Annotated in this window: 13 protein-coding genes; 7 read left to right on the top strand and 6 right to left on the bottom strand. The window is 71.4% G+C overall.

All coding sequences use genetic code 11. The annotated features are described in order from the left end of the window. The first annotated feature begins 89 nt into the window (after positions 1-89). The 4 genes from ACFPCV_RS19560 to ACFPCV_RS19575 are packed head-to-tail and all read left to right on the top strand — an operon-like array spanning position 90 to position 6,408. Entirely contained in the window at positions 90-1,274 is a 1,185-nt protein-coding gene (locus ACFPCV_RS19560; RefSeq protein ID WP_378057669.1) for a TIGR02678 family protein, read from the top strand. Then, positions 1,271-5,458 (top strand): TIGR02680 family protein, encoded by a 4,188-nt coding sequence (locus ACFPCV_RS19565; RefSeq protein ID WP_378057670.1) that lies wholly within the window; start codon positions 1,271-1,273, stop codon positions 5,456-5,458. Before ACFPCV_RS19560 ends, ACFPCV_RS19565 begins: the two co-directional genes overlap by 4 nt. A 4-nt stretch (positions 5,459-5,462) precedes the next feature. Then, complete coding sequence (locus ACFPCV_RS19570) at positions 5,463-5,933, top strand: TIGR03618 family F420-dependent PPOX class oxidoreductase (RefSeq protein WP_378057671.1); 471 nt, start codon at positions 5,463-5,465, stop codon at positions 5,931-5,933. A 40-nt stretch (positions 5,934-5,973) separates the two neighbouring features. Then, on the top strand, positions 5,974-6,408 hold the full coding sequence (locus tag ACFPCV_RS19575) for a VOC family protein (RefSeq protein WP_378057672.1): 435 nt from the start codon (positions 5,974-5,976) through the stop codon (positions 6,406-6,408). Positions 6,409-6,411: 3 nt separating this feature from the next. Here the strand turns inward: ACFPCV_RS19575 and ACFPCV_RS19580 are convergent, their stop codons facing one another. From ACFPCV_RS19580 to ACFPCV_RS19600, 5 genes are all read right to left on the bottom strand, one after another. After that, positions 6,412-8,133 carry a hypothetical protein gene (locus tag ACFPCV_RS19580; RefSeq protein ID WP_378057673.1) on the bottom strand — a complete coding sequence of 574 codons (1,722 nt, stop codon included), beginning with the start codon at positions 8,131-8,133 and terminating at the stop codon, positions 6,412-6,414. Between the two features lie 717 nt (positions 8,134-8,850). After that, entirely contained in the window at positions 8,851-9,363 is a 513-nt protein-coding gene (locus tag ACFPCV_RS19585; RefSeq protein WP_378057674.1) for a DinB family protein, read from the bottom strand. Beyond that, positions 9,360-10,568: a sensor histidine kinase gene (locus tag ACFPCV_RS19590; RefSeq protein WP_378057675.1), complete on the bottom strand. Its 1,209-nt coding sequence runs from the start codon at positions 10,566-10,568 to the stop codon at positions 9,360-9,362. The genes ACFPCV_RS19585 and ACFPCV_RS19590 overlap by 4 nt, the downstream gene beginning before the upstream one ends. Next, positions 10,565-11,227 (bottom strand): two-component system response regulator CseB, encoded by a 663-nt coding sequence (gene cseB, locus ACFPCV_RS19595; protein ID WP_378057676.1) that lies wholly within the window; start codon positions 11,225-11,227, stop codon positions 10,565-10,567. The genes ACFPCV_RS19590 and cseB overlap by 4 nt, the downstream gene beginning before the upstream one ends. A 77-nt stretch (positions 11,228-11,304) precedes the next feature. Next, entirely contained in the window at positions 11,305-11,907 is a 603-nt protein-coding gene (locus ACFPCV_RS19600) for a hypothetical protein (protein ID WP_378057677.1), read from the bottom strand. 135 nt (positions 11,908-12,042) lie between these two features. On the opposite strand from ACFPCV_RS19600, the gene ACFPCV_RS19605 reads away from it, so the two are divergent. The 3 genes from ACFPCV_RS19605 (at position 12,043) to ACFPCV_RS19615 (ending at position 15,290) form a co-directional block, all read left to right on the top strand. Beyond that, entirely contained in the window at positions 12,043-13,230 is a 1,188-nt protein-coding gene (locus ACFPCV_RS19605) for an LCP family protein (protein ID WP_378057678.1), read from the top strand. 111 nt (positions 13,231-13,341) lie between these two features. After that, on the top strand, positions 13,342-13,539 hold the full coding sequence (locus tag ACFPCV_RS19610) for a hypothetical protein (protein WP_378057679.1): 198 nt from the start codon (positions 13,342-13,344) through the stop codon (positions 13,537-13,539). Further along, positions 13,536-15,290 carry an HEXXH motif domain-containing protein gene (locus ACFPCV_RS19615; RefSeq protein ID WP_378057680.1) on the top strand — a complete coding sequence of 585 codons (1,755 nt, stop codon included), beginning with the start codon at positions 13,536-13,538 and terminating at the stop codon, positions 15,288-15,290. The genes ACFPCV_RS19610 and ACFPCV_RS19615 overlap by 4 nt, the downstream gene beginning before the upstream one ends. A gap of 200 nt (positions 15,291-15,490) precedes the next feature. Here ACFPCV_RS19615 and fxsT read toward each other — a convergent pair whose 3' ends face one another. Next, positions 15,491-19,858 carry an FxSxx-COOH system tetratricopeptide repeat protein gene (gene fxsT / locus ACFPCV_RS19620; protein ID WP_378057681.1) on the bottom strand — a complete coding sequence of 1,456 codons (4,368 nt, stop codon included), beginning with the start codon at positions 19,856-19,858 and terminating at the stop codon, positions 15,491-15,493. Between the last annotated feature and the right edge of the window lie 6 nt (positions 19,859-19,864).

Raw genomic sequence — 19,864 nt, forward strand, 5'->3', positions numbered from 1 at the left:
GAGGAGCGCGCGCCGGGCACGCGACGAGGGAAGACGGCGTGCTGGCGGACGAGCGAAGCGAACCAGGTACACCGTGAGCGAAGCGAACCATGAACACCGAGGTCCTCGACCGGCTCAGTGAGATCGACCAGGCCGACGCGGTGCGGTGTGCCCGGGTCCTCCTGCGCCGCCCGCTGCTGCGCACCGGCGGGCAGGAGAGCGAGCTGCTGCCGCTGGTCTACCGGCATCGCGCGGTGCTGTCCGAGCTGTTCGCGGGTGTGCTCGGCTACCGGCTCGTCGTGGAACGGCGGTTCGCGCGCCTGTACAAGTCCGGTCCCGGTCACGACCCGACCCGGGGCGAGGCCACGCTGACCCCGCGCGGCTACGCCTACCTGGCCCTCACGCTCGCCTCGCTCACCGGCGTCGGCCAGCAGACGCTGCTGTCCCGCCTGGTCACCGACATCCGCTCGGCCGCGGGCGACGCCGGCATCGAGGTGTCCGACGACCTCGGCGAGCTGCGCGCGATCGCGTCGGCGCTGCGGTACCTGGTGTCGCTCGGTGTGCTCACCGAGATCGAGGGCACGGTCACCGGCGACGACGAGGCGCTCCTCACGATCGACACCACGCTGCTCGGCCAGCTCGTGGCGGGGCCGATCGGTGTCGCGGCCACGCCGACCGAGCTGGTCACGCTCGCCGCCCGCCCCGGCCCGCGCGGCGTCGAGCACGCGCTGCGGCGCAGGCTGGTGGAGAACCCGGTGACCCACTACGCCGACCTCACCGACGACGAGGCCGCCTGGCTGCGCAGGCGCGCCCGGCAGGAGTCACGGCTGATCGAACGCTGCTTCGGGCTGGTCGCCGAGGTCCGGCGGGAGGGCATCGCGGTCACCGACCCCGAGGACTACCTCACCGACGTCTCGTTCCCCGGCCAGTCGACGGTCGCGCGGGTGGCGTTGCTCGCGCTGCCGGACCTGCTTTCGTCGGGCGCGGTGCGGGATGGTTGGGTTGCGGTACCGGTCGAGCGCGTCACCACGGTGTGCGACGAGCTGGTCGACGCCTACCCCGCCGCGTGGTCGAAGCTGATGGTGGCGAGCATCCCGAAGCTGGTGGACGACGTCCTGCAGCTGTTGCTGTCGCTGGGGTTGGCCAGGCAGGCAGAGGACGATGTCTGGCTGCTCAGCCCCGCCGCGCACCGGTGGGCGCCGGAGCCGGACGGGGCGCCCAAGCAGGACGAGGAACCAGTGCCCGCGCCCGAACCCGGCTGGTCGCTCTTTGATCACGAGGGGGAGACCCGATGACCGCACCGCAGGGGAACGTGACGCAGCTCGGCCACGAGCACGTGACCGGACAGGACCCTCCGCTCCCCGGCGCGACCGGCACGTCCGTTTCCGGGGAGGCGGGCCAGTCCACCCGCTGGAAGCTGCACCGCGGCGGCATCGTGAACGTGTGGCAGTACGCGGTCGAGGAGTTCGACCTGTCCGGCGGCCGGGTGATCTTCCAGGGCACCAACGGCTCCGGCAAGTCCCGCACGCTGGAGCTGCTGCTGCCGCTGTGCCTCGACGGCGACCTGCGGCAGATCGGCTCGAAGGGCTACGACACGGTCAGCATGCGGCGCCTCATGCTCGACGACTACACCGGTGGCCCCAACCGCATCGGGTACGCGTGGATCGAGCTGCGCCGCACGGTCGGCGGGCGCGAGGAGTTCCTCACCAGCGGCGTCGGCATCAAGGCCTCCGCGAACTCGCAGCAGATCGGCGACTCGTGGCGGTTCGTCACCGACCGCCGCGTCGGCGGTGCCGCCGGCGACTTCCAGCTCGTGTTCGACGGCACCCCGGTCGGCCCGACCCAGCTGCGTGACCTGCTGGGCGCCGACTGCCTGCACGACGAGGAGCCGTTCCGCGCGAAGATCGCCGAGCTGGTGTACGGCATCCCGGCCGCCCGCTACGCGGATCTGCTGCACCTGCAACGAACCCTGCGCAACCCGGACGTCGGCCTGAAGGTCCTCGAAGGGCAGCTGGAGCAGATCCTGTCCGACTCGCTGCCACCGCTGGACCCCGCGGTGGTCGAGCAACTGGCGCGGTCGTTCGAGGACCTGGAGTCGATCCGCGACAACATCCGCACCCTGGGTGCCGCGGACACCGCGCTGCAACGGTTCCTGTCGAGCTACGCTGGCTACGCGTACAGCTCGCTGCGGTCGGCGGGCAAGCGCGGTGTGGACGCGTCGAAGGAGCTGGCCACCGCACGCAACGAGATCACGAAGCTGATGGCGCGGCTGGCCGACGAGGAGTCCGCCGCCGAGAAGGCCGAGGTCGAGGTCGCGCAGCTGGAGGAGCAGGAGCTGACGCTCGAGTCGAAGATCGACTCGCTGAAGAGCAGCCCAGCCTACGACAGCGTGCGGGACCTGGCCGACCGCAAACGGGTCGTGTCGGCCGCGCGGCAGGCGGCGGTGAGCGCGCTCAAGCAGCTGCGCACCCAGCGGGAGCACACCGAGCAGCTCGTCGACTCGGTCGTGTCCGAGCTGGCCCGGTTCGTCGACGACACCAACCAGGCGGCCGACCTGGCCGACGCCGTGCGGTCCCGGATGCGGGAGGCGGGCCTGGACCCGCGCCTGTGCCCGCAGGTCCCCGCGGTGCCGGAGGCGGCGGCGACCGAGGTGCACGAGTTCGTCCGCCTGTCGCTGGACCCCGAGGCCGAGCCGCAGGAGGCGACCCGCCGCACCCCGCCGGACCTGCAGCCGCACTCGCTGCGTGCCGCGCTGGAAGCTGCCGGGGTGCAGGCCGGCGAGGCGGTCGCGGCGCTGCGGGAGCGGTGCGCGGTCACGCTGACGCTGCTGGAACGGGCCCGTGAGCTGGACTCCGAGCGGTCCGAGGTGGAGCGGTTGCAGCGGGAGGCCCGCGAGGCGCAGCTGGAGGCGACCGAGTCGGTCGGGCGGCGCAACGAGGCGGCGCAGCGCCTCGAGGACGTGGCGGCGACCTGGCACACGGCGGTGCTGCAGTGGTCGGCGGCCGGTCCGCTCGCCACGCTGGAGCGTGCGGCCGAGCTGGTGCCGCCGCACCTGGCGGACCTCACGGCGGACGTGGACGCGGCCCGCGGTGCCACCGAGCGGGCGGCGGCGTGGCTGCGCGGCAGGCTGCCGGTGCTGCACGCGGACGTGGACCGGGCCGGCCGCGGCGTCGAAGAGCTGGACCGGCGGATGGCCGGGTCCGAGGACGAGCTGAACGCGCTGCGGGCCGGTGTCGACCCCGAGCCCGCGCTTCCGGTGTCCGCTGTGGACCGCGATCAGGCGGCGGGTGCCGCGTTCTACCGCCTGGTGGACTTCGCGCCGTCGCTGTCGCAGGAGGAGCGGGCCGGGTGTGAGGCGGCGCTGGAGTCCTCCGGCCTGCTGAACGCGTGGGTGACGGCGGAGGGCACGCTGACCGACGCGGCGTCGCGGGACCTGACGGCGGTCGTGGCGGGCCCGGCGGTGTCGCCGTCGCTGTCGGACGTGCTGGTGCCCGCGGTGCCGCCGGGCTCACCGGTGTCGGCGGACCTGGTGACCCAGGTGCTGACCCGCGTCGGCCTCGGCACCGACGCCGGTCTGTCGGTCTCCCTGGACGGCCGCTGGCGGGCCGGTGTGCTGACGGGTGCGATGACCAAGCCGGCGGCGGAGTTCGTCGGCGCGGGCGCGCGGGAGACGACGCGGCACAAGCGGATCAGCGACCTGTCCTCGGAGCTGGCGCGGCTGGCGGACGAGCGCGAGCTGGCAGTGAAGGCGCTGGCGATGGCGCAGGAGAACGTGGCCGCGTGGGAGCGGCACACCGACGAGTACCCGGACGACCGCGAGGTGCTGGCCGCGCACGTGACGCTGCGGGCGGCGGCCGCGTCGGCGGACGACGCGAGCAAGAAGGCGTTCTCGTTGCGGGACAAGCACTCCGGTACGGGCGACCGCTACCGGGCCCGCCAGGACGCGCTGCTCACCGACGCCCGCGCGGCGGGCCTCGACGCGACGGCCGAGTCGCTGCAGCTGGCGCGGGCGTCGGCACTGGAGGCCCGCACCACGGCCGAACAGCTGGCCACGGCGTTGACGAAACGCTGCCTCGGCGGCGTGGACAGCCTCACCAGGTCGCTGGACAGCCACGCCCGCGTCGACGCGGAACTGGCCGACGTGCAGGCGGGCGCGGACCGCGCGTGCCTGGACTACCTGAACGAGCAGGCGGGCTACGAGGAGCGGGTCCGTGCCATCGGCGGCGCGGCGGAGCAACTGGAACGTGAGCTGTCGGCGGCCGAGGAGGAGCGCGCGGCGGTCCGCCAGCGCCTGCCCGAGGTCCGGCAGGAAGCGACGGCGGCGCGGGTGAAGGCCGGCAAGACACAGACGCAGATCGACACGAAACAGTCGAAGATCACCGAGCTGACCGAGCGCGAAGCGCTGGCACGGCAACGTTTCCGCGACGCCCTGGCGGCGGACGGCGTGTGGTCGGCGGCGGTCGAGCCGCCGCTGCCGGAGGACCTGGGCGAGGCGTACCAGGTCCTGACGGCGCACCCGAGGGACGGCGTCAGCGAGGACACCGTCCTCGGCAACCTGCAGACGCTGCAGTCCACCCTCGCGGGCAGCCACGACGTGATCGCGCAACGCGCCGCGGACATCCTGACGGTCACGGTGACCGGAGCGCAGGGCCCGCAACCGGTCGCGGTCGCGGCCCGCGAGGTGGCGCAACGCCTCACCGCGCAACGGGACCTGCTGTCCGAGGAGTACCAGCAGATCTTCGACGCGTTCATGCTGCGTGACCTCGCGGACAAGCTGGCCACCCAGATCGGGGTGGCGGACGACCTGTGCCGCCGCATGAACGACACCCTCGACGTGGCCCGCTCCAGCCAGGGCGTGCACGTGCAGCTGGACTGGCAGCCCGCGCCGGACCTGGACGAGGACATGCGCCAGGCCATGCAACTGATCCGCACCCCGTTCGCCAAGCGCGGCGAGGGCCAGGACGAGGCGCTGCGCACCGCGCTGACCGAACGCATCACGGCGGAACGCGACGGCCACTCCGGCGACTACGCGGAGGTGCTCGCCCGCGCACTGGACTACCGCACGTGGTACCGCTTCACGGTGCGGGTCAAGGACCTCGGCCCGGACGGCAGCCCGAGAACCCGCCGCATGCGCCAGCTCTCGTCGGGTGAGACCCGCCTGATCTCGTACGTGACGCTGTTCGCGGCGGCGTCGGCGTTCTACGACGCGGTCGGCACCGCGGCCGACCAGCCGCCGGTCCGCCTGGTCCTGCTGGACGAGGCGTTCGAACGGCTGGACGAGCCGACGATCGCGCGGATGCTCGGCCTGCTGGTGGACCTGGACATGGACTGGATCATCACGTGGCCGAGCGGCTGGGGCCTCTCGGAGAAGATCCCGCGCATGCACATCTACGACGTGTTGCGCCCCAAGGGCGGCAGCGGCATCGCGTGCACGCACGCGATCTGGACCGGCAAGTCCCTGACCGACGACCCGAGGTGAGCCCGTGACCCCCAGCCCCCCGGCCCCCGACCTGTCCGCGTTCACCGAACTCGTGCCACTCGACCACGGGCTGTGCGTGGTGAGCACGCTGCGCCAGGACGGGAGCGTGCACTCCTCGGTCGTCAACGCCGGCGTGCTGCCGCACCCGCAGACCGGCGAACCGGTCGTCGGGCTGGTGGCCATGGGCGGTTCCCGCAAACTGCGCCACCTGCGCGCCGACCCCCGCACCACGGTCGTCGCCCGCGCGGGCTGGCAGTGGGCGGCCGTCGAGGGCACCGCCGAGATCATCGGCCCCGACGACCCGCACCCGGACGTCGACGACGCGGCCACGAAGACGTTGCTGCGTGCCGTCTTCCAGGCCGCGGGCGGCACCCACGACGACTGGGACACCTACGACCGCGTGATGGCCGAGGACCGGCGGGCCGCCGTGCTGGTCACGCCGCGCCGGGTCTACACCAACCCGAAGCGCGGTTGAGGCGTCGCCCGGCCCGCGCGGCGATGACTATGGTGGACCGATGGTGTCGGTCAAGCAGTTCCAGGTCACCTTCGACTGCGCGGAACCCGAGCGGCTCGCCCGGTTCTGGTGCGAGGTGCTGGGATACGTCGTGCCGACGCCACCGGAGGGCTTCGCCACCTGGGACGACTTCGATCGCTCGCTGCCGCCCGGGAAACGGGGTTCCGCGTTCGCCTGCGGCGATCCAGCCGGTGTCGGCCCGCGGCTGTTCTTCCAGCGCGTTCCAGAAGGCAAGGTCGTCAAGAACCGGGTGCATCTGTGCGTGCGGGCGGGCACCGGCCTCGTGGGTGCGGAGCGCCTCGCCACCCTCGAGGCCGAGTGCGCGCGACTGGTCGCGCTCGGCGCGCAACGCGTGCGGCTACTGCTCGCCGACGACGACAACGAGTCGTGCATCGTGCTGCAGGACATCGAGGGCAACGAGTTCTGCCTCGACTGAGGGCTAGCCGCTCTGCGGGGGCTCCTGCCCTGGCGGCTGGGTCGGGTCGGACCAAGCTTGGCCTGCCGCGGTCTGCTGTGGCTGGACCGGCAACCGGATCGGCCCCGTGGGGTCGTCCGGCCTGCCGACCGTGGCGGTCATCCGGTCCAGGTGCAACGCCTGGAGGGCGGCCAGGGCCACGAACCCGAGCACGACGGCCACCAGCGGGGTCGCCGACGCCACGGAGTAGTCCAGTCCGGTCAGGGTCGAGTGCGCGGTGAACAACAGCATCGGCGTGGTGCCGTTCTCCACCGACGGTGCGGTGAGCATGCCCCAGAACAGGTCCTGGGCGTTGAGGAACGCCGTCACCACGAAGAGGAGCGCCGCTACGGGCAGGGTGGGCAGCACGACCGTGCGGAAGAACGAGGCCGCCGCGGGTGCGCCCGCCGCGATCTGCTGCTGCCAGCGCTCCGCCTGCCCCCGGCACAGCACGGCGAGGACCAGCAGCGCGACGAGGCTGACCAGGATCGGCGGGAACACGGTGCCGTCATCGAGTTCGCCCTCGTCCCGCAACGACGTGTACAGCGCGATGCCCAGCGGCGTCGCGCCGACGAACAGCCACGGCGCGAACGGCATCAGCAGCCACTCGCTGTGCCTGCCGAGCGGACGCAGCCCGCTGATCCCCAGCGCACCGAGGTACGCGACCCCCACCGACACGAGCGCCGCGAGCAGGGCCGGGGGCCAGGTGCGGCCGCCCGCCCCGGAGGGCACCTCCGGGTCCGGCCCGCCCAGCGCGTCGAACCAGGGCCCCGTGGCGAGCACGGCGACGACCACCACCGCGACCAATGCCAGCAGAGCCAGCACGATCGCGCCTGGGTTCACCGGCGACCGCGGACCCGGTGACCGCCACGGCCGCACGCCGACCCGCAACCGGGTCAGTACGACGACGAGGACGGCGGCCACGCCGAGGACGGCCAGCAGCACCAGGAGCAGCGCCGACACGGCGGCCCCCTCGCCGAACCGGCCGTTGCCGAACGCGGTCGTGAACAACATCCCGGGCAGTGTCATGGTCTCGTTCGCCGGTCCGAACCGCGTCACCACGAACGGCACCGAGAACTGCTGCAGCCCGATCGCGAGCATGCCGAGCACGAGCAGGCCGGCGACGGTGAACAGCGTCGGCCACAGCTTGCGCCGTGCGCGGAAGGCGGGCAGGAAGACCATCAGGCCGACCGCGCACACCACACCGAACGTCATCAGCGCCACGCTGGTCCGCAGCGTGCCGCCTGCCAGGTCGGCGAGCAGTTCGGGTTCCTCCCGCAGCGCACGGGTCCACGCGATGGACAACGCCACGGGTGCGAACACCACGATCGCGAGCGACAGCACCACCCGCGCGGTCACCCGCGCCCAGCCACCCGCCCAGTCGAACGCCGCGGCGATGAGCGGCGCGACGACGACGGCGACGACGATCGGCAGCAGCACGAGCGACACCGAGAACCACAGCGCCGGCCCGAACACGCCGTCGCCGAGCACGGCGTCGTAGTTGTCGAACCCGACGTACTCGGCCTCGCCCCTGGCGAGGAAGGTCTCGGCCCGCAAGCTGATCCCGACCGTCCGCACCGTCGGGACGACGAGCGTGACGACGGTGAGCACGGCCGCGGGCAGGAGCAGGAGCACACCGGCCACCCTGGCGACCGCACCCCCGCCCGCGGAACTCGGCGGCTGCCGGGTGAGCACCTGTGGCTGCATCGCGATGCTCCTTCGCTCCGGGGGTGGCCAACCGATGACGCGGCGGCCGATCCCCTGGTTCCCCAAGCCTCGGTGGGACCGGAACTTTCCGGCGACGCGGTCGGTGTTAGTGGGTCGTCGTGTGCTGGTCGGATCGGTCCGGTTTGGGTCGGGTGTGCTGGCTGCGGTTGGTGTTGTGGGTTTGTCCTCGCCGGACGGGCAGGTCTCGGGGGTGGCGGAGGGGCGGGTCGGCGGCGGTTGGGTTCGGGTCTGCCTGCCATCCCGTCGACCTCCCTACGGGCTATCACACCGCGCCAAGGGGGGCCGATTCGTGCGTGTTGTGATTCGGGTGTTTGGCCCCCCTTGACGCGGCGTGATCGGGCGCTGCCAGGTCGACGGGATGGCAGGGAGCCCCTTGCTGGTGGGCTTGCGCCACCGTCAGGGTTGCGCGGGCAGGGGGCCCGCTACGCGGCCTGGGCCCGCTTCGCGGGTCCGGGGCGTGGAGCGCCCCGGCTTTTGGTGCCGTGAAAGGCGCGTTCACGGCATTCGGGATGCCGTCAATGGGCCGTTCACGGCGCTCAACGCCGTCAATGTGCCATTGACGGCGCCGGTTGTGCCGTGAACGCGCCTTTCACGGCATCGGCCCCACCCCGGCTCGGGCGCCTACGTGAGTGTGGGGTCGTGCCTGATGACGGATTCGTGCCCACAAGCCACTTGAGCTTCACGGAATTGGTCGTCTCAGGCGGGAGTGGTGGCCGGCGCGGGGCGCCTGCTCGCCCGGAACAGGTCACGCATGAGCACGACCTCCGCGCCGTAGTGGATGACCTCGCGGTTCACGTGGAGGATGAGGGTGGTGAACGAGTTCTCGTCCGAGGGCTGGTGGGCGCGCACGCCGCGACGCCAGTGCTCGTAGTGGGTCGCCAGTGCGCGCAACGCCTCGGCCGCGGTACGCGGCCAGCGGACCGTCTCGACCGTCAGCGACCCGTCACCGAACAGGGCGCTGGCCCTGATGCCCAGCGTCTGTATGCCCATGTGTGCCAGCCGCCAGGCGATCGTCGTCACCGGGGGCGGCGCAGGCGCAGGCCACTCCCAGTCCATCGACCACGTGTCGTCGTCGCGCCTGCGCACGGACCAGCAACCAGGGACGGGTTCCCAGAAGTACTCCTCGTCCGTGAGCCCGCGCAGCCGCGGCCACAGGTTGTGATCCCAGTAGAACTCCAGCTGTGCCAACAGCTCGTCACGGTCACTCACGGCGGAGACGGTAGTACCACCGTGGCTTCGGCTCCACCGTCGGTCGCGTTCGCGAGCGTCAGCTCGGCCGACAGGACGCGTGCCTGGGCCAACGCGATGGTCAGGCCGAGCCCGTGACCGTCGGACCGGTTGGGGTCGGCGGTGCGGAACCGGCTCGGCCCCTCCCGCAGGATCTCGGCCGGAAAGCCGGGACCGTGGTCCCGCACGCGGATCGTCGTGGCCTCGACCGTCACCTCGACCGGCGGCGCACCGTGCCGTTCCGCGTTCTCGATCAGGTTCACCAGCACGCGTTCGAGCCGCCGGGGATCCGTGCGGACCGTCTCCGCGGCCGTGACCACGGCCGATGGCACCCGGCGCGACACGAACCCGCCGAGCGGCACGTCCACCAGCTCCGCGCGTTCGGTCGCCGCGTCGAGCCTTGCCACCTCCAGGATGTCCTCGACCAGCGACCGCAGCACCGTCACGCGGTCGGTCACCAGCTCGGCGGGCCGCGACGGTGGCAGCAGCTCCGCCGCCGTCACCAGGCCCGTCACCGGGGTGCGCAGCTCGTGCGCGATGTCGGCGGTCACCCGCCGCTCGGCCACCAGCCGCGCCCGCAGCGCCGCGGCCATTGCGTCGACGGCCTGTGCCAGCTCGGTCGTCTCGTCCCGAGGCCGGTCGCCGATCTCCTCCCCGACCGACAGGGTCGCGTCGCCGTCGGCCACCCGCCGCGCGGCGACCGCGGCGCGCCGCAGCCGTTTCGACAGCCGGCCACCCAGGACGATCCCGAGCACCGTCGCCAGCACCAGCACCGCGGCCGAACCGAGGATCAGCACGTTGTCCAGCTGCCGCAACGCCTCGTCGCGGTCGGCGTACGGGCTGCGCAACGACAGGACGCGTCCGTCGGTCTCGGCCGCCGCCCAGATCCACGCACCGGCGGGCGTCCGCTCCAGGTAGGTGGCGCGGCGGCCGCCGCGGACCGCGTCCAGCAGCTCCTCCGGCACGTCTGGCGCGTCCAGCCTGCTGCCGAGCGCCGCGCGGCCGGTCAGCCCGTAGTCCCGGACGACCAGCTGGATCCGCTCGTCCTGCACCCGCCGCGCGTCGGCGAGCTGCACCCGGCTGAACTCCGAGCGCACGAGCAGCGACAACGCCACCGCGAGCACCACGCTGACGAGCACGATCACCGCCGACAGCCGCCACCGCAACGACTGCGGGAAGAACCTCATGCGCCGTGCTTGAGCTTGTACCCGAAGCCCCGCACGGTCTCGATCAGGTCCTGGCCGATCTTCGTGCGCAGCCGCTGCACGTGGACGTCGACGACGCGCGAGTCGCCGCCCCACTGGTAGTCCCACACCTGTTCCAGCAGCACGTCCCTGGTCAGCACGGTGCCCGGCGAGTCGGCGAAGCACAGCAGCAGCCGCAGCTCGGTCGGCGTCAGCTCGACCGGCCTGCCCTTCAACCGCACCTCCAGCGCGTCCCGGTCGACCACCAGGTCACCGAAGGTGTCCCCGGCCGCCGCTGGCACCGCCGCACGGCTCATCCGCCGCACAACGGCACGGATCCGCGCGACCAGCACGGTGCTGTCGAACGGTTTCGTCACGTAGTCGTCGGCGCCTGCCTCCAGGCCGAGCACGACGTCGACGGGGTCCGCGCGGGCCGACATCATCAGCACCGGGGTGGGGCTCTCCTCGCGGATCTGGCGGCACAGGGACACCCCGTTCATGCCGGGCAGCATGATGTCGAGCAGCGCCACGTCCGGTCGCCGCGCACGGAACGCGGCCAGCCCGGTGAGCCCGTCGGCGGCCACCTCGACGGTGAACCCGTTGCGTTCCAACGCGAGCTGCGTCGCCTCCCGGATCACGTCGTCGTCCTCGACCAGCAGCACTCGCGGACGCCCCCTCGCAGGCTCCGGGGCGCCGCTCGCGGTCGCCCTGTGCTCATGGTTCGCTCCGCAAGCTCCGCTCACTTCGGCACCTCGACGAGCCGCGTGCCGTTCCACCGGTACAGCACCAGCGACTGGTCCGACGGGCAGCACGGGTCGTCCCGCGCCGACCAGGCGCTGCGGATCAGCACCAGCTCGTTGCCCTTGCCGTTGGCCGGCACGAGGTCGATGGCCGGTCCCTCGACGCCGAGCAGGCGCGTCGGCGGTTCCGTCGTCAGGTCGTACACGAAGGCCGCGTAGCCCGCGTAGGCCACCAGCCCGGACGGCTCGGGCAGAATCATCGGCTTGGCGTACTCGTGGCGGGGGCAGGTGAGCAGCAGGACGACCAGCTCGGACTTGCCGTCGCCGGTGAGGTCGACGTACCGGTCGTCGGTCGGGTACTGGCCACCGTCGCACGGCACCAGGCCGTCCTTGATCCTGGGCTCGACCTGCGGGTCCGCCCGCAGGATCGCGACCGGGTCGGCGGAGGCCGGGGTGCCGCTGGGCAGCGTCGGCGCCGACGGCGGCGGGCTGACCTGGCTCGCGCGGCCTGCCACCTCGACACCGCCCTGCGTGGCACAGCCCGCGGCGCAGAGCATGGCGAGGCCGCACAACAGGGCCCGCCCGATCACCTTTCCGCGCACGAGCACAGGAGACCATGCCGCGGGCGCCTCGGCCACCGGGGTCCCCGCCGCTGTTACGTGGCCGCGAACGGGTCGCCGGGCGGCTGTTACAGAACCGCGGCACGACGGGTGCAATCGGTCCATAACGTCGGAACCATGCTGGTGTGGGCGGGGAGGACCCTGGTGGCGCTCGTGTCGGCCGCCGTCGTGGCGGCCGTCGGTTTCGGGTGGTACACCTACCGCACCGCCGAGGACAACGTGGTCCGCGACGACGTGATCGCGGACCGCCCCGACGACCCGTCGTCGGTGCGCGACCTGCCCCGCACCGCGTCGACCATCCTGCTGGTTGGCCTCGACTCCCGCACCGACGCGCAGGGCAACCCGCTGCCGCGGGACGTGCTGGACGCACTGCGCGCAGGCGAGGCGGACGGCGAGCAGAACACCGACACCATGATGCTGGTGCACGTGCCGGCCGACCCGGAGAAGAAGGCGTTCGCCCTGTCCCTCCCCCGCGATTCCTATGTGGACATCGCAGGCGGGTTCGGCAGGCACAAGCTGAACTCCGCGTACGCACGGGCGAAGAACGCGGCCGCGAACCAGCTGCGCGACGAGGGCGCCGACGACGCGACGGTCGACCGCGAGTCCACCACCGAGGGCAGGAGAAACCTGATCGCGACGGTGTCCGCGCTGACCGGCCTGCACATCGACCACTACGCGGAGATCGGCCTGCACGGCTTCAGCGAGATCACGAAGGCCGTCGGCGGCGTCCCGGTGTGCCTGAACGAGCCGGTGCACGACTCCTACTCGGGTGCGGATTTCCCGGCGGGCGAGCAGATCCTGCAGGGCGTCGACGCGCTGAAGTTCGTCCGGCAGCGCCACGGCCTCCCGGGCGGCGACCTCGACCGCGTGCGCAGACAGCAGGCCTTCCTGGCCGGGGTGGCGCACCGGCTGTTCAGCTCGGGCACCCTCACCTCACCCGCGGGCGTGCGCACCCTGGTCGACGCGCTGACCAGGACGGTGGTGCTGGACAAGAACTGGGACCTGCTGTCCTTCGCGACCCAGGCCGCCACCCTGACCGGCGACCACATCGAGTTCTCCACCATCCCCACCGGCAGCATCGACCTGCGTACCCCCTCCGACGGCAGCGCGGTCGAGGTCGACCCGGCGCAGGTGCGGGCGTACGTACAGAGCCTGTTGAACGGTCCCCCGCCAAGCACCCCGGCCCGCAACACCACGAACCAGAGGAAACCGCAGGCAGACCCGGAAACGGTGATCGTGCAGAACCTCGCCCGGCAGACCCCGGACGAGCCGATGACCGCCGACGGCATTCCCTGCGTCAACTGACAAAAACAGGACAACCTCGCCCGCACCCGTTCCACATTCACGCAAGCAACGGGGAATCCCGTTGTCAGCAGGTACCATCAGTGCAAACTGGGTGAAGATCGGGGAGGGTGCATGGCGAACCTCACAGAAGCCGACCTCGGCTCGGAACTGGTGGACCTGACCGCGATCCCTTTGACAGAACTGCGCGACCTCACGACATCAGAGCTGGTCGCGGCCCTGGAACACACCTACGCGACCGCAGCGTACGTCACCGGGAATGAACTGCAGGAACAGGAAAACGGGGTTGGACGCTGTCCAGGCACCGCTTGACACGGACCGAGTTCGACCAGGTGTGCGCCGGTCCCATCAGCGGCGACACCATGGCGTTGCTCGAGAACGCACAGCACAGCCAACGGCGACTGGCCTTCCGGGCACTGGTCGATCAGCTGCGGCGCGCTCCGCAAACGATCGGGCGTCTCGTCGACCCGGAAGGGGCGTGGCGGATCATCGCCGCCGCCGAACAGCGGGATCCGGGCGCGGTGGCGGATCTTCTGATGTATCCGACGGTCGGCGTGTGGTTGACCCGCGCCCTGCACTACACGAGGCCGGGCACCACGGCCGTGTGGCCGGAACTCGGCTACCTCCACCTGATCGCGGCGGCCGCCGCGATCAGAACCGGCCACCGCTGCGCTGTCCGGGTCCCGGTGTGGCGCGGTGTGGTGTCGCTCCCCACCGTCGGCCACGTGCGGGTCCCCGGGACGTTCCCCGTGGGATCGGCTGAGGTGAGCTGCGCCGGGCACGCGTCCCGGCTCCGCCTCGGCCGAACGGTCTCGATGCCCTTGGACGGCAGCGACTCCGCGTTCACCCCGGCACGGCAGCACACCACCACCGCCAACGGCAGCACGCTGCGCGCGTGGGTCGACGACCACGACCCCTATCACGGCTTCGCCGAACCGCGCCCGCCCGCCGACCTCACCGACGTCATGCTCTCGGAGTGGCACAAGCTCCTCGACGAGGCGTGGGACGTCCTCGTGCACCACCACCCCGCCTACGCACGGGAACTGACGTCCGGTCTGCGCGCGCTCATGCCCATCGGGCCGGGCGGGGACACCGTCGGCGCGTCGTCGCCCGCCGCGTTCGGCGGGATCCGGCTGTCGGCCGACGGCACCGCGACCGAGTTCGCCGAGGCGATGGTGCACGAGATGCAGCACTCGAAGCTGAACGCGCTGATGACCATGGTGCGACTCGGCAACGGCGACAACGAGCGCCGCTATCTGGCGCCATGGCGGGATGACCCCCGTCCTCTGGTCGGGCTCATCCACGGCGTGTACGCGTTCACCTGCGGAGTGGAGTTCTGGCTGTCGCAAAGCTCGGTCGTCGCCGAGAACGAGGCCCGCACCATCGACTTCGACATGGTCCGCAGGCGGCTTCAGGTCCGGCGAGCCCTGGACACGATCACGGCAAGCGGGCTGCTCACCGCGCCCGGGCAGGCGCTCGTGGACGTGGTCTCGGCCCGGTTGGCCGTCTGCGAGGAAGTGCCCGTGCACCCAGCCCTGTCCGCCACCGTCACCGCGGTCGTCGACGACCACCAGGCACTGTGGCGGCTGCGTCACACCCGGCCGGACGCGCGTGCCGTCAGCGAGCTCGTCACCGCGTGGCTCGGCGGTGCGGCGCCACCCGCCTGGCCCGGCGGGGCCGCGGTCGGCACCGACGACGAACGGCGGCTGCCCGCGAACCGCAGGAACCTTCTGCGCGCCAAGGCGACCGACCCCGAGCTGTTCCGGTCACTCGTGCGCTCGCCGACGGCGTTACCTGGCACAACGCCACGTGCGGACGCGGCGTTGTGCACCGGCGACTTCGCCGGTGCGGCGCACGGCTACGAGGACCGCCTGCGCGCCGACGCCGACGACGTCACCGCGTGGGCAGGGCTCGGGCTCGCCCTGCGGGCACAGGGAAACGAGGCGGCCTCGCTGCTCGAGCAACCGGAGGTCACGTTCGCCGTGTACCGCGGGATCCGGGCACGCGGCAGTCCTCTCCCTGCTGCTTCCGAACTCGCCACGTGGGTGAACCAGGCGCTGTAGCCGCACAGTTTCGGGGTTTGGTGCTTGCCCCGCCGGGACATGTTTCCCCCGCGTTCCAACGCGATCTCCGCGCTGCCGCCTCGCCCGGCCGTCGCGATCCCAGCAGCCGGAGGTCACGATCGTCATGTACCGCGATCTCCGGCCTTCGGTGGGCCCTTCTCCTGCTGGTTCCGCTCTCGCCAGGTGGGGTGACCCGGGCGCTACAGCTGCATGGTGTCGGTGTCGCAGTTCGCGCGGACGTTGTGGCTCGCCGCCAGTGTCGCCGGGTGGTTCTCACCGAGGACCTTGCGGAAGCTCGCCGACGTCTGCGTGTGCAGGATCGCCGCCTCGTCGGCATTGCCGAGCAGGTTCAGGTCCATGGAGAGGTTGTGCGAGAGGGCGAGACTCATGGGGTGCTCCTCGCCGAGGATCCGCTTGCTGCGCTCGAGGTTCTCGACATCGAGCTGACGGGCCTTCTCGACCTCACCCAACTCCGCGAGATCGCTCGCCAGGTTGGCCCTGGCGACCAGGACATAGGGGTGGTCGTCGTGCAGGCGCTCGAGCAGCCCCGCGACCGCCCGCTCGTTCAGCTTGCGCGCCTCGTCGACATCGCCGACGAGACGGCGGGTGACCGCCAGGTTCGTCGCGGCGATCATGGCGAACGGGTGTTCCGGGTAGTAGATCTCCTCGAAGCCCGTGACGCTGCGGAGACCGAACTCGAGAGACCTCTGGAGGTCACCCATGTGCCGCAGCTCGGAGGTCATGTCCATCAAGCCGGTCACCGTGTCGAGGTGCCCCTCACCGTGCCGCAGGCGGTAGCGGTTGTAGCAGTCCTCGGTGAGTTCCATCGCCTTCTCGTGCAGGCCTGCCATGCGGCGGGCCACCGCGAGACACCGGTCACCGCCGATGGTCGTCGGGTGATCTCGGCCGAGAATCTCGGTGGTCAGCTGGCTCGTCACTTCCTGCATCTCACAGGCTTCGACGTACTGACCGCATTCGCGGACGTCCATGGCAAGACAACTGCGGGTGTTCAGAGTCGCCCCGTGGTTGTCCCCCAGCATCGCGGTCCTGCGCCGAAGGATCTGCTCGTCCAGGTCCCGCGCCTTGAAGTAGTCGCCGGCGAGACGAAGCCGCGATGCGAAGGTGTTGGCGTAACGCCATGTCGCCGGGTCGTCCTCGCCGAGTACCTTGCGGGCACCCTTGAGGTTGCCCTCTGCCTTTTCCTTCTCCTCATAGAACCGCCCCGCCGCGCGGTCTTCGACAAGCAGGACGTCGGACATGGCGATCGTCGCCTCGTGTTCCTCGCCGAGGTGCTCGCGCATGAGCGTGTGGACCTCGTTGCTGACCTCACGCGCGTCGGTGACGCGGCCGACGCGGCGCAGCACGTTGCCGATGTGGCGGCCCATGTTCAGGGTGTCGACGTGGTTCGGGCCGAGGGCCACGGTCCACGAGTCGCGTGCGGACTCGGCGAGGTTCAGTGCGCCGTGGTAATCACCGGAGGCGATGAGGTAGCTGACCAGGTGCGTGACGAGGCGGCGGACCCAACTGTCCTCGCATTCCACGGCCCTGGAGTTGATGGCATGGGGAAGCAGGTCGGCGTATACCGGCCAGTTGACGGCGTTGTCCGGGTCTCCGGGATCGCCGTTCACGAGCATGAGGTGAACAGAGTGACGCATGTTGTCCCACTGGGTGCGGTCCAGTTGATCTCTCAGAACAGCCTGGACGAGTCTGTGAAGCTGGAGCGTGTTCCGGCTGTGGTCGATCTTCGCCAGGCTGTAGCGGTTGATCTCCCGGATCGCGTGGTTCAGCTTGATCGGGTCGGCGAAAGCCTCTGCCAGCGCGTCCGGAACCGGGGCGCCGCGCACGCCTGTGAACAGGCTGCGGGCAATGGGTTCCGGGCTGAAAAACGCACACACCTGAAGTAGCTCCAGCGCACCCCTGCGTTGGTCCTTGAGCCGGTTGAGCGGCACGTTCCACGCGGCGGCGACCGGGAGTTCGTACTCGCTCGTCCCGCCCGCCTTCAGCAACTCGGCACTGTTCTTCTCGAGCAGCCCGACGTACTCGGCGACGGGCATGCCCGTCTGCGCCCGCCACGAGGCGGCCTGCTCGACCGCGAGCGGGAGGTCGCCCAGCGCCTCGGCCAGGCGGTCGGCGTCGTCGTCGGTGATGTTGCCGCCACCGCGGCGGCGGAGGAGTTCCTTGCTCTCCGCGCGGGTGAACAGATCGACCTCGACGGTGCGCGCGACGGCCTGCCACTCGGAGTTCCGCGACGTCACCACGACGTGGCCGAGGCCTCTCGGCAGGAACTGGCGCACGACCGCGGGATCCTCCGCGTTGTCGAACACCAGGATCCACCTGCGGTCGGGCATCCCGGTCCGCAACGTCTCGAGCACCGCGGGCACCGCGGTCTCCGCACTGCCCGCCGCGATCCCGAGCCGTTTGGCCAGATCGACGAAACTCGACCGGATCTGCGTGGTGTGTTCCGATGGAATCCACCACACGATGTCGTATTCCGTCGCGTGCCGGTAAATGTATTCGACGACGGTCTGGGATTTCCCGACGCCACCCATCCCGTGCAGGGCTTCCGGCAGAACAGCGGTCGCCTCACCCGGTTCCATGAGGCGCCGTCGCAGTTGTTCGAGCAGTTCGTCCCGGCCGACGAAATCAGGATTCCGCAGCGGCACCGAACCCCAGATCTGAGGTTGTCGCCCCAGCGCCCGGCCAGTGCCTTCCGAATGACTCAACCCGGACGCGGTCATCTGGCCTCCTTCGGACATGGGTCGGGATTCCACGGTCGGTGCGTCGTACTGTGGCTGGAGCGGTGTGGGCTCGGTGATCGTACTGGCGGCCGTGGGCGTCGCGCCGGTGCCCGGCACAACTCCGCTTCTCCCCAGCTTGAGGCGGAGGCGCCGGGCGCGCGGTGCGTACCTTCCCGACAAAGCCCGGAAGACGGCCTCCTGCACACGCAGGTAGGGTCGCGACTCCGGGGTCGGCTCCGGTTCGGGCGTGCTGTCCGGATCGGACAACGCGTCCCGAAAATTACGCACGATCGGATTACGCGCGCCCAGGTGATCCCCGACCAGGCGAGCTACTCGCACAGTGTCACCGCGGCGCCCGCCTGCCAGCAGTTCCTCACGTACTCCGCTGTGGAACTCGTAGTCGACACCGTCGCCGGCATCCGGTCGAAGCGACATTTTCCGAAGCAGTCCGCCGAGCAGCACCTCGGCGATCGCGGAAATGTCCGCGCTCGGCAGGAGCACCCGTTGCACGAGTTTTATCGTGGGCAGAGAAAGCGGCACGGCGGCGAGGAGCATCGCCAACTGGAAAGCGGGCACGGACGCGAACGTGCGGAATCGCAGAACGCGTTCCTTGGGCGGTATTTCCTCGGGTTCGTCATCCGGCTTGACCGGTGCTTCCGCCACGACCGCGTCGGGTTCCACGAAGATCGTGGTGCTGTCCACCCAGCCCGCCCCCGGCACCGCCAGCAGCTTCGCCCAGCTCGCCCACCACTCCGGCGCAAGGCCCAGCACGGGAATCGGAACCGCCGACTCGCCGTTGAGCGCCAGCCCGGCCTCCGTACGTACCCGCAACCCCACGTTGGGCACGCCGGGACTCTCGGCACGCAGCCGCACCCGCCTCGGCAGGAGGCTGCTCCAGTGCCAGAGCCGGTCCGGCAGCAGGTTCACCAACGCGGTGGGCGCGTGCCGGGCCCACGACGCCACCACCCTGGTCGCCACGCCGGTGCGCCATCCCGCACCGATGCCGTCGGTCAGCACGAGGAACAGGCTGCGGCCGGTCGGGTCGATCTCGTCCCGCCAGCCGCGGACCGCGCCGTCGGGCCCACCGGTGCGCAGCACGATGTCGCCGCCCGCCTTGTCCGCGCCGTCTAGCAGGAGCACGCGGACGTTGCGGAACGCGCCCTGGCGGCGGAACAGGTCGCACAGCTCGTTGACCATCTGCTGCCACACGTCCGCCGCGCCCGCCGTGTCGACCACGACGACCAGTTCGAACTCGTGCCAGGTCGCGGGCCGGAACTCGGGCAGCCACATCCGGTCCAGCGCCGCACGCTCCGCGGTGGCTTCCTCGTCGAGTTCCCTGCCCCACGGCGACGGGGTGCGCCGGGACAGGACCCGCAACGCCCTGGCGATCCGGAGCCGGTTCTGCAACGCCGGCGTGGTCGGCCAGACCAGCGGCGCGGTCTCCCCCGCCGCGTGCCGGTCGTACACGGCGGTGCGCACGGGATGCGGCCGCCCGACCGACCAGTCCTGCGCTTCCTGTTCATCGCCGGGCGCGGGCTCGGGCTCCTCGGCGACCGGCGGCGGCTCGGGCTCCGCCGGTGGCGGGGACGGCGGTGGCGGTGACTCGGTTCGCGGTGCCGGCGGGTCGGGTGGCACCGCCTTCGGTGGCTGCTGTGCCGGGCCTGGATGGATCGCGCGGGCCAGCCACAACGCGTCGCGGACCTCGCGCCACTCCAGGTCGCCGGTGCCAAGGGCCGGCTCGCAGTGCGCCTCTCGGACGTCCAGGTGCGGAAACACCCCGGAGTCGAGCCCCGGGCCGCCAGGCGGGTCGTCGAGAGGCAGTCCGCTCACGGCCGG

Source organism: Actinophytocola glycyrrhizae (assembly GCF_042653545.1).
Lineage (GTDB): Bacteria > Actinomycetota > Actinomycetes > Mycobacteriales > Pseudonocardiaceae > Actinophytocola > Actinophytocola glycyrrhizae.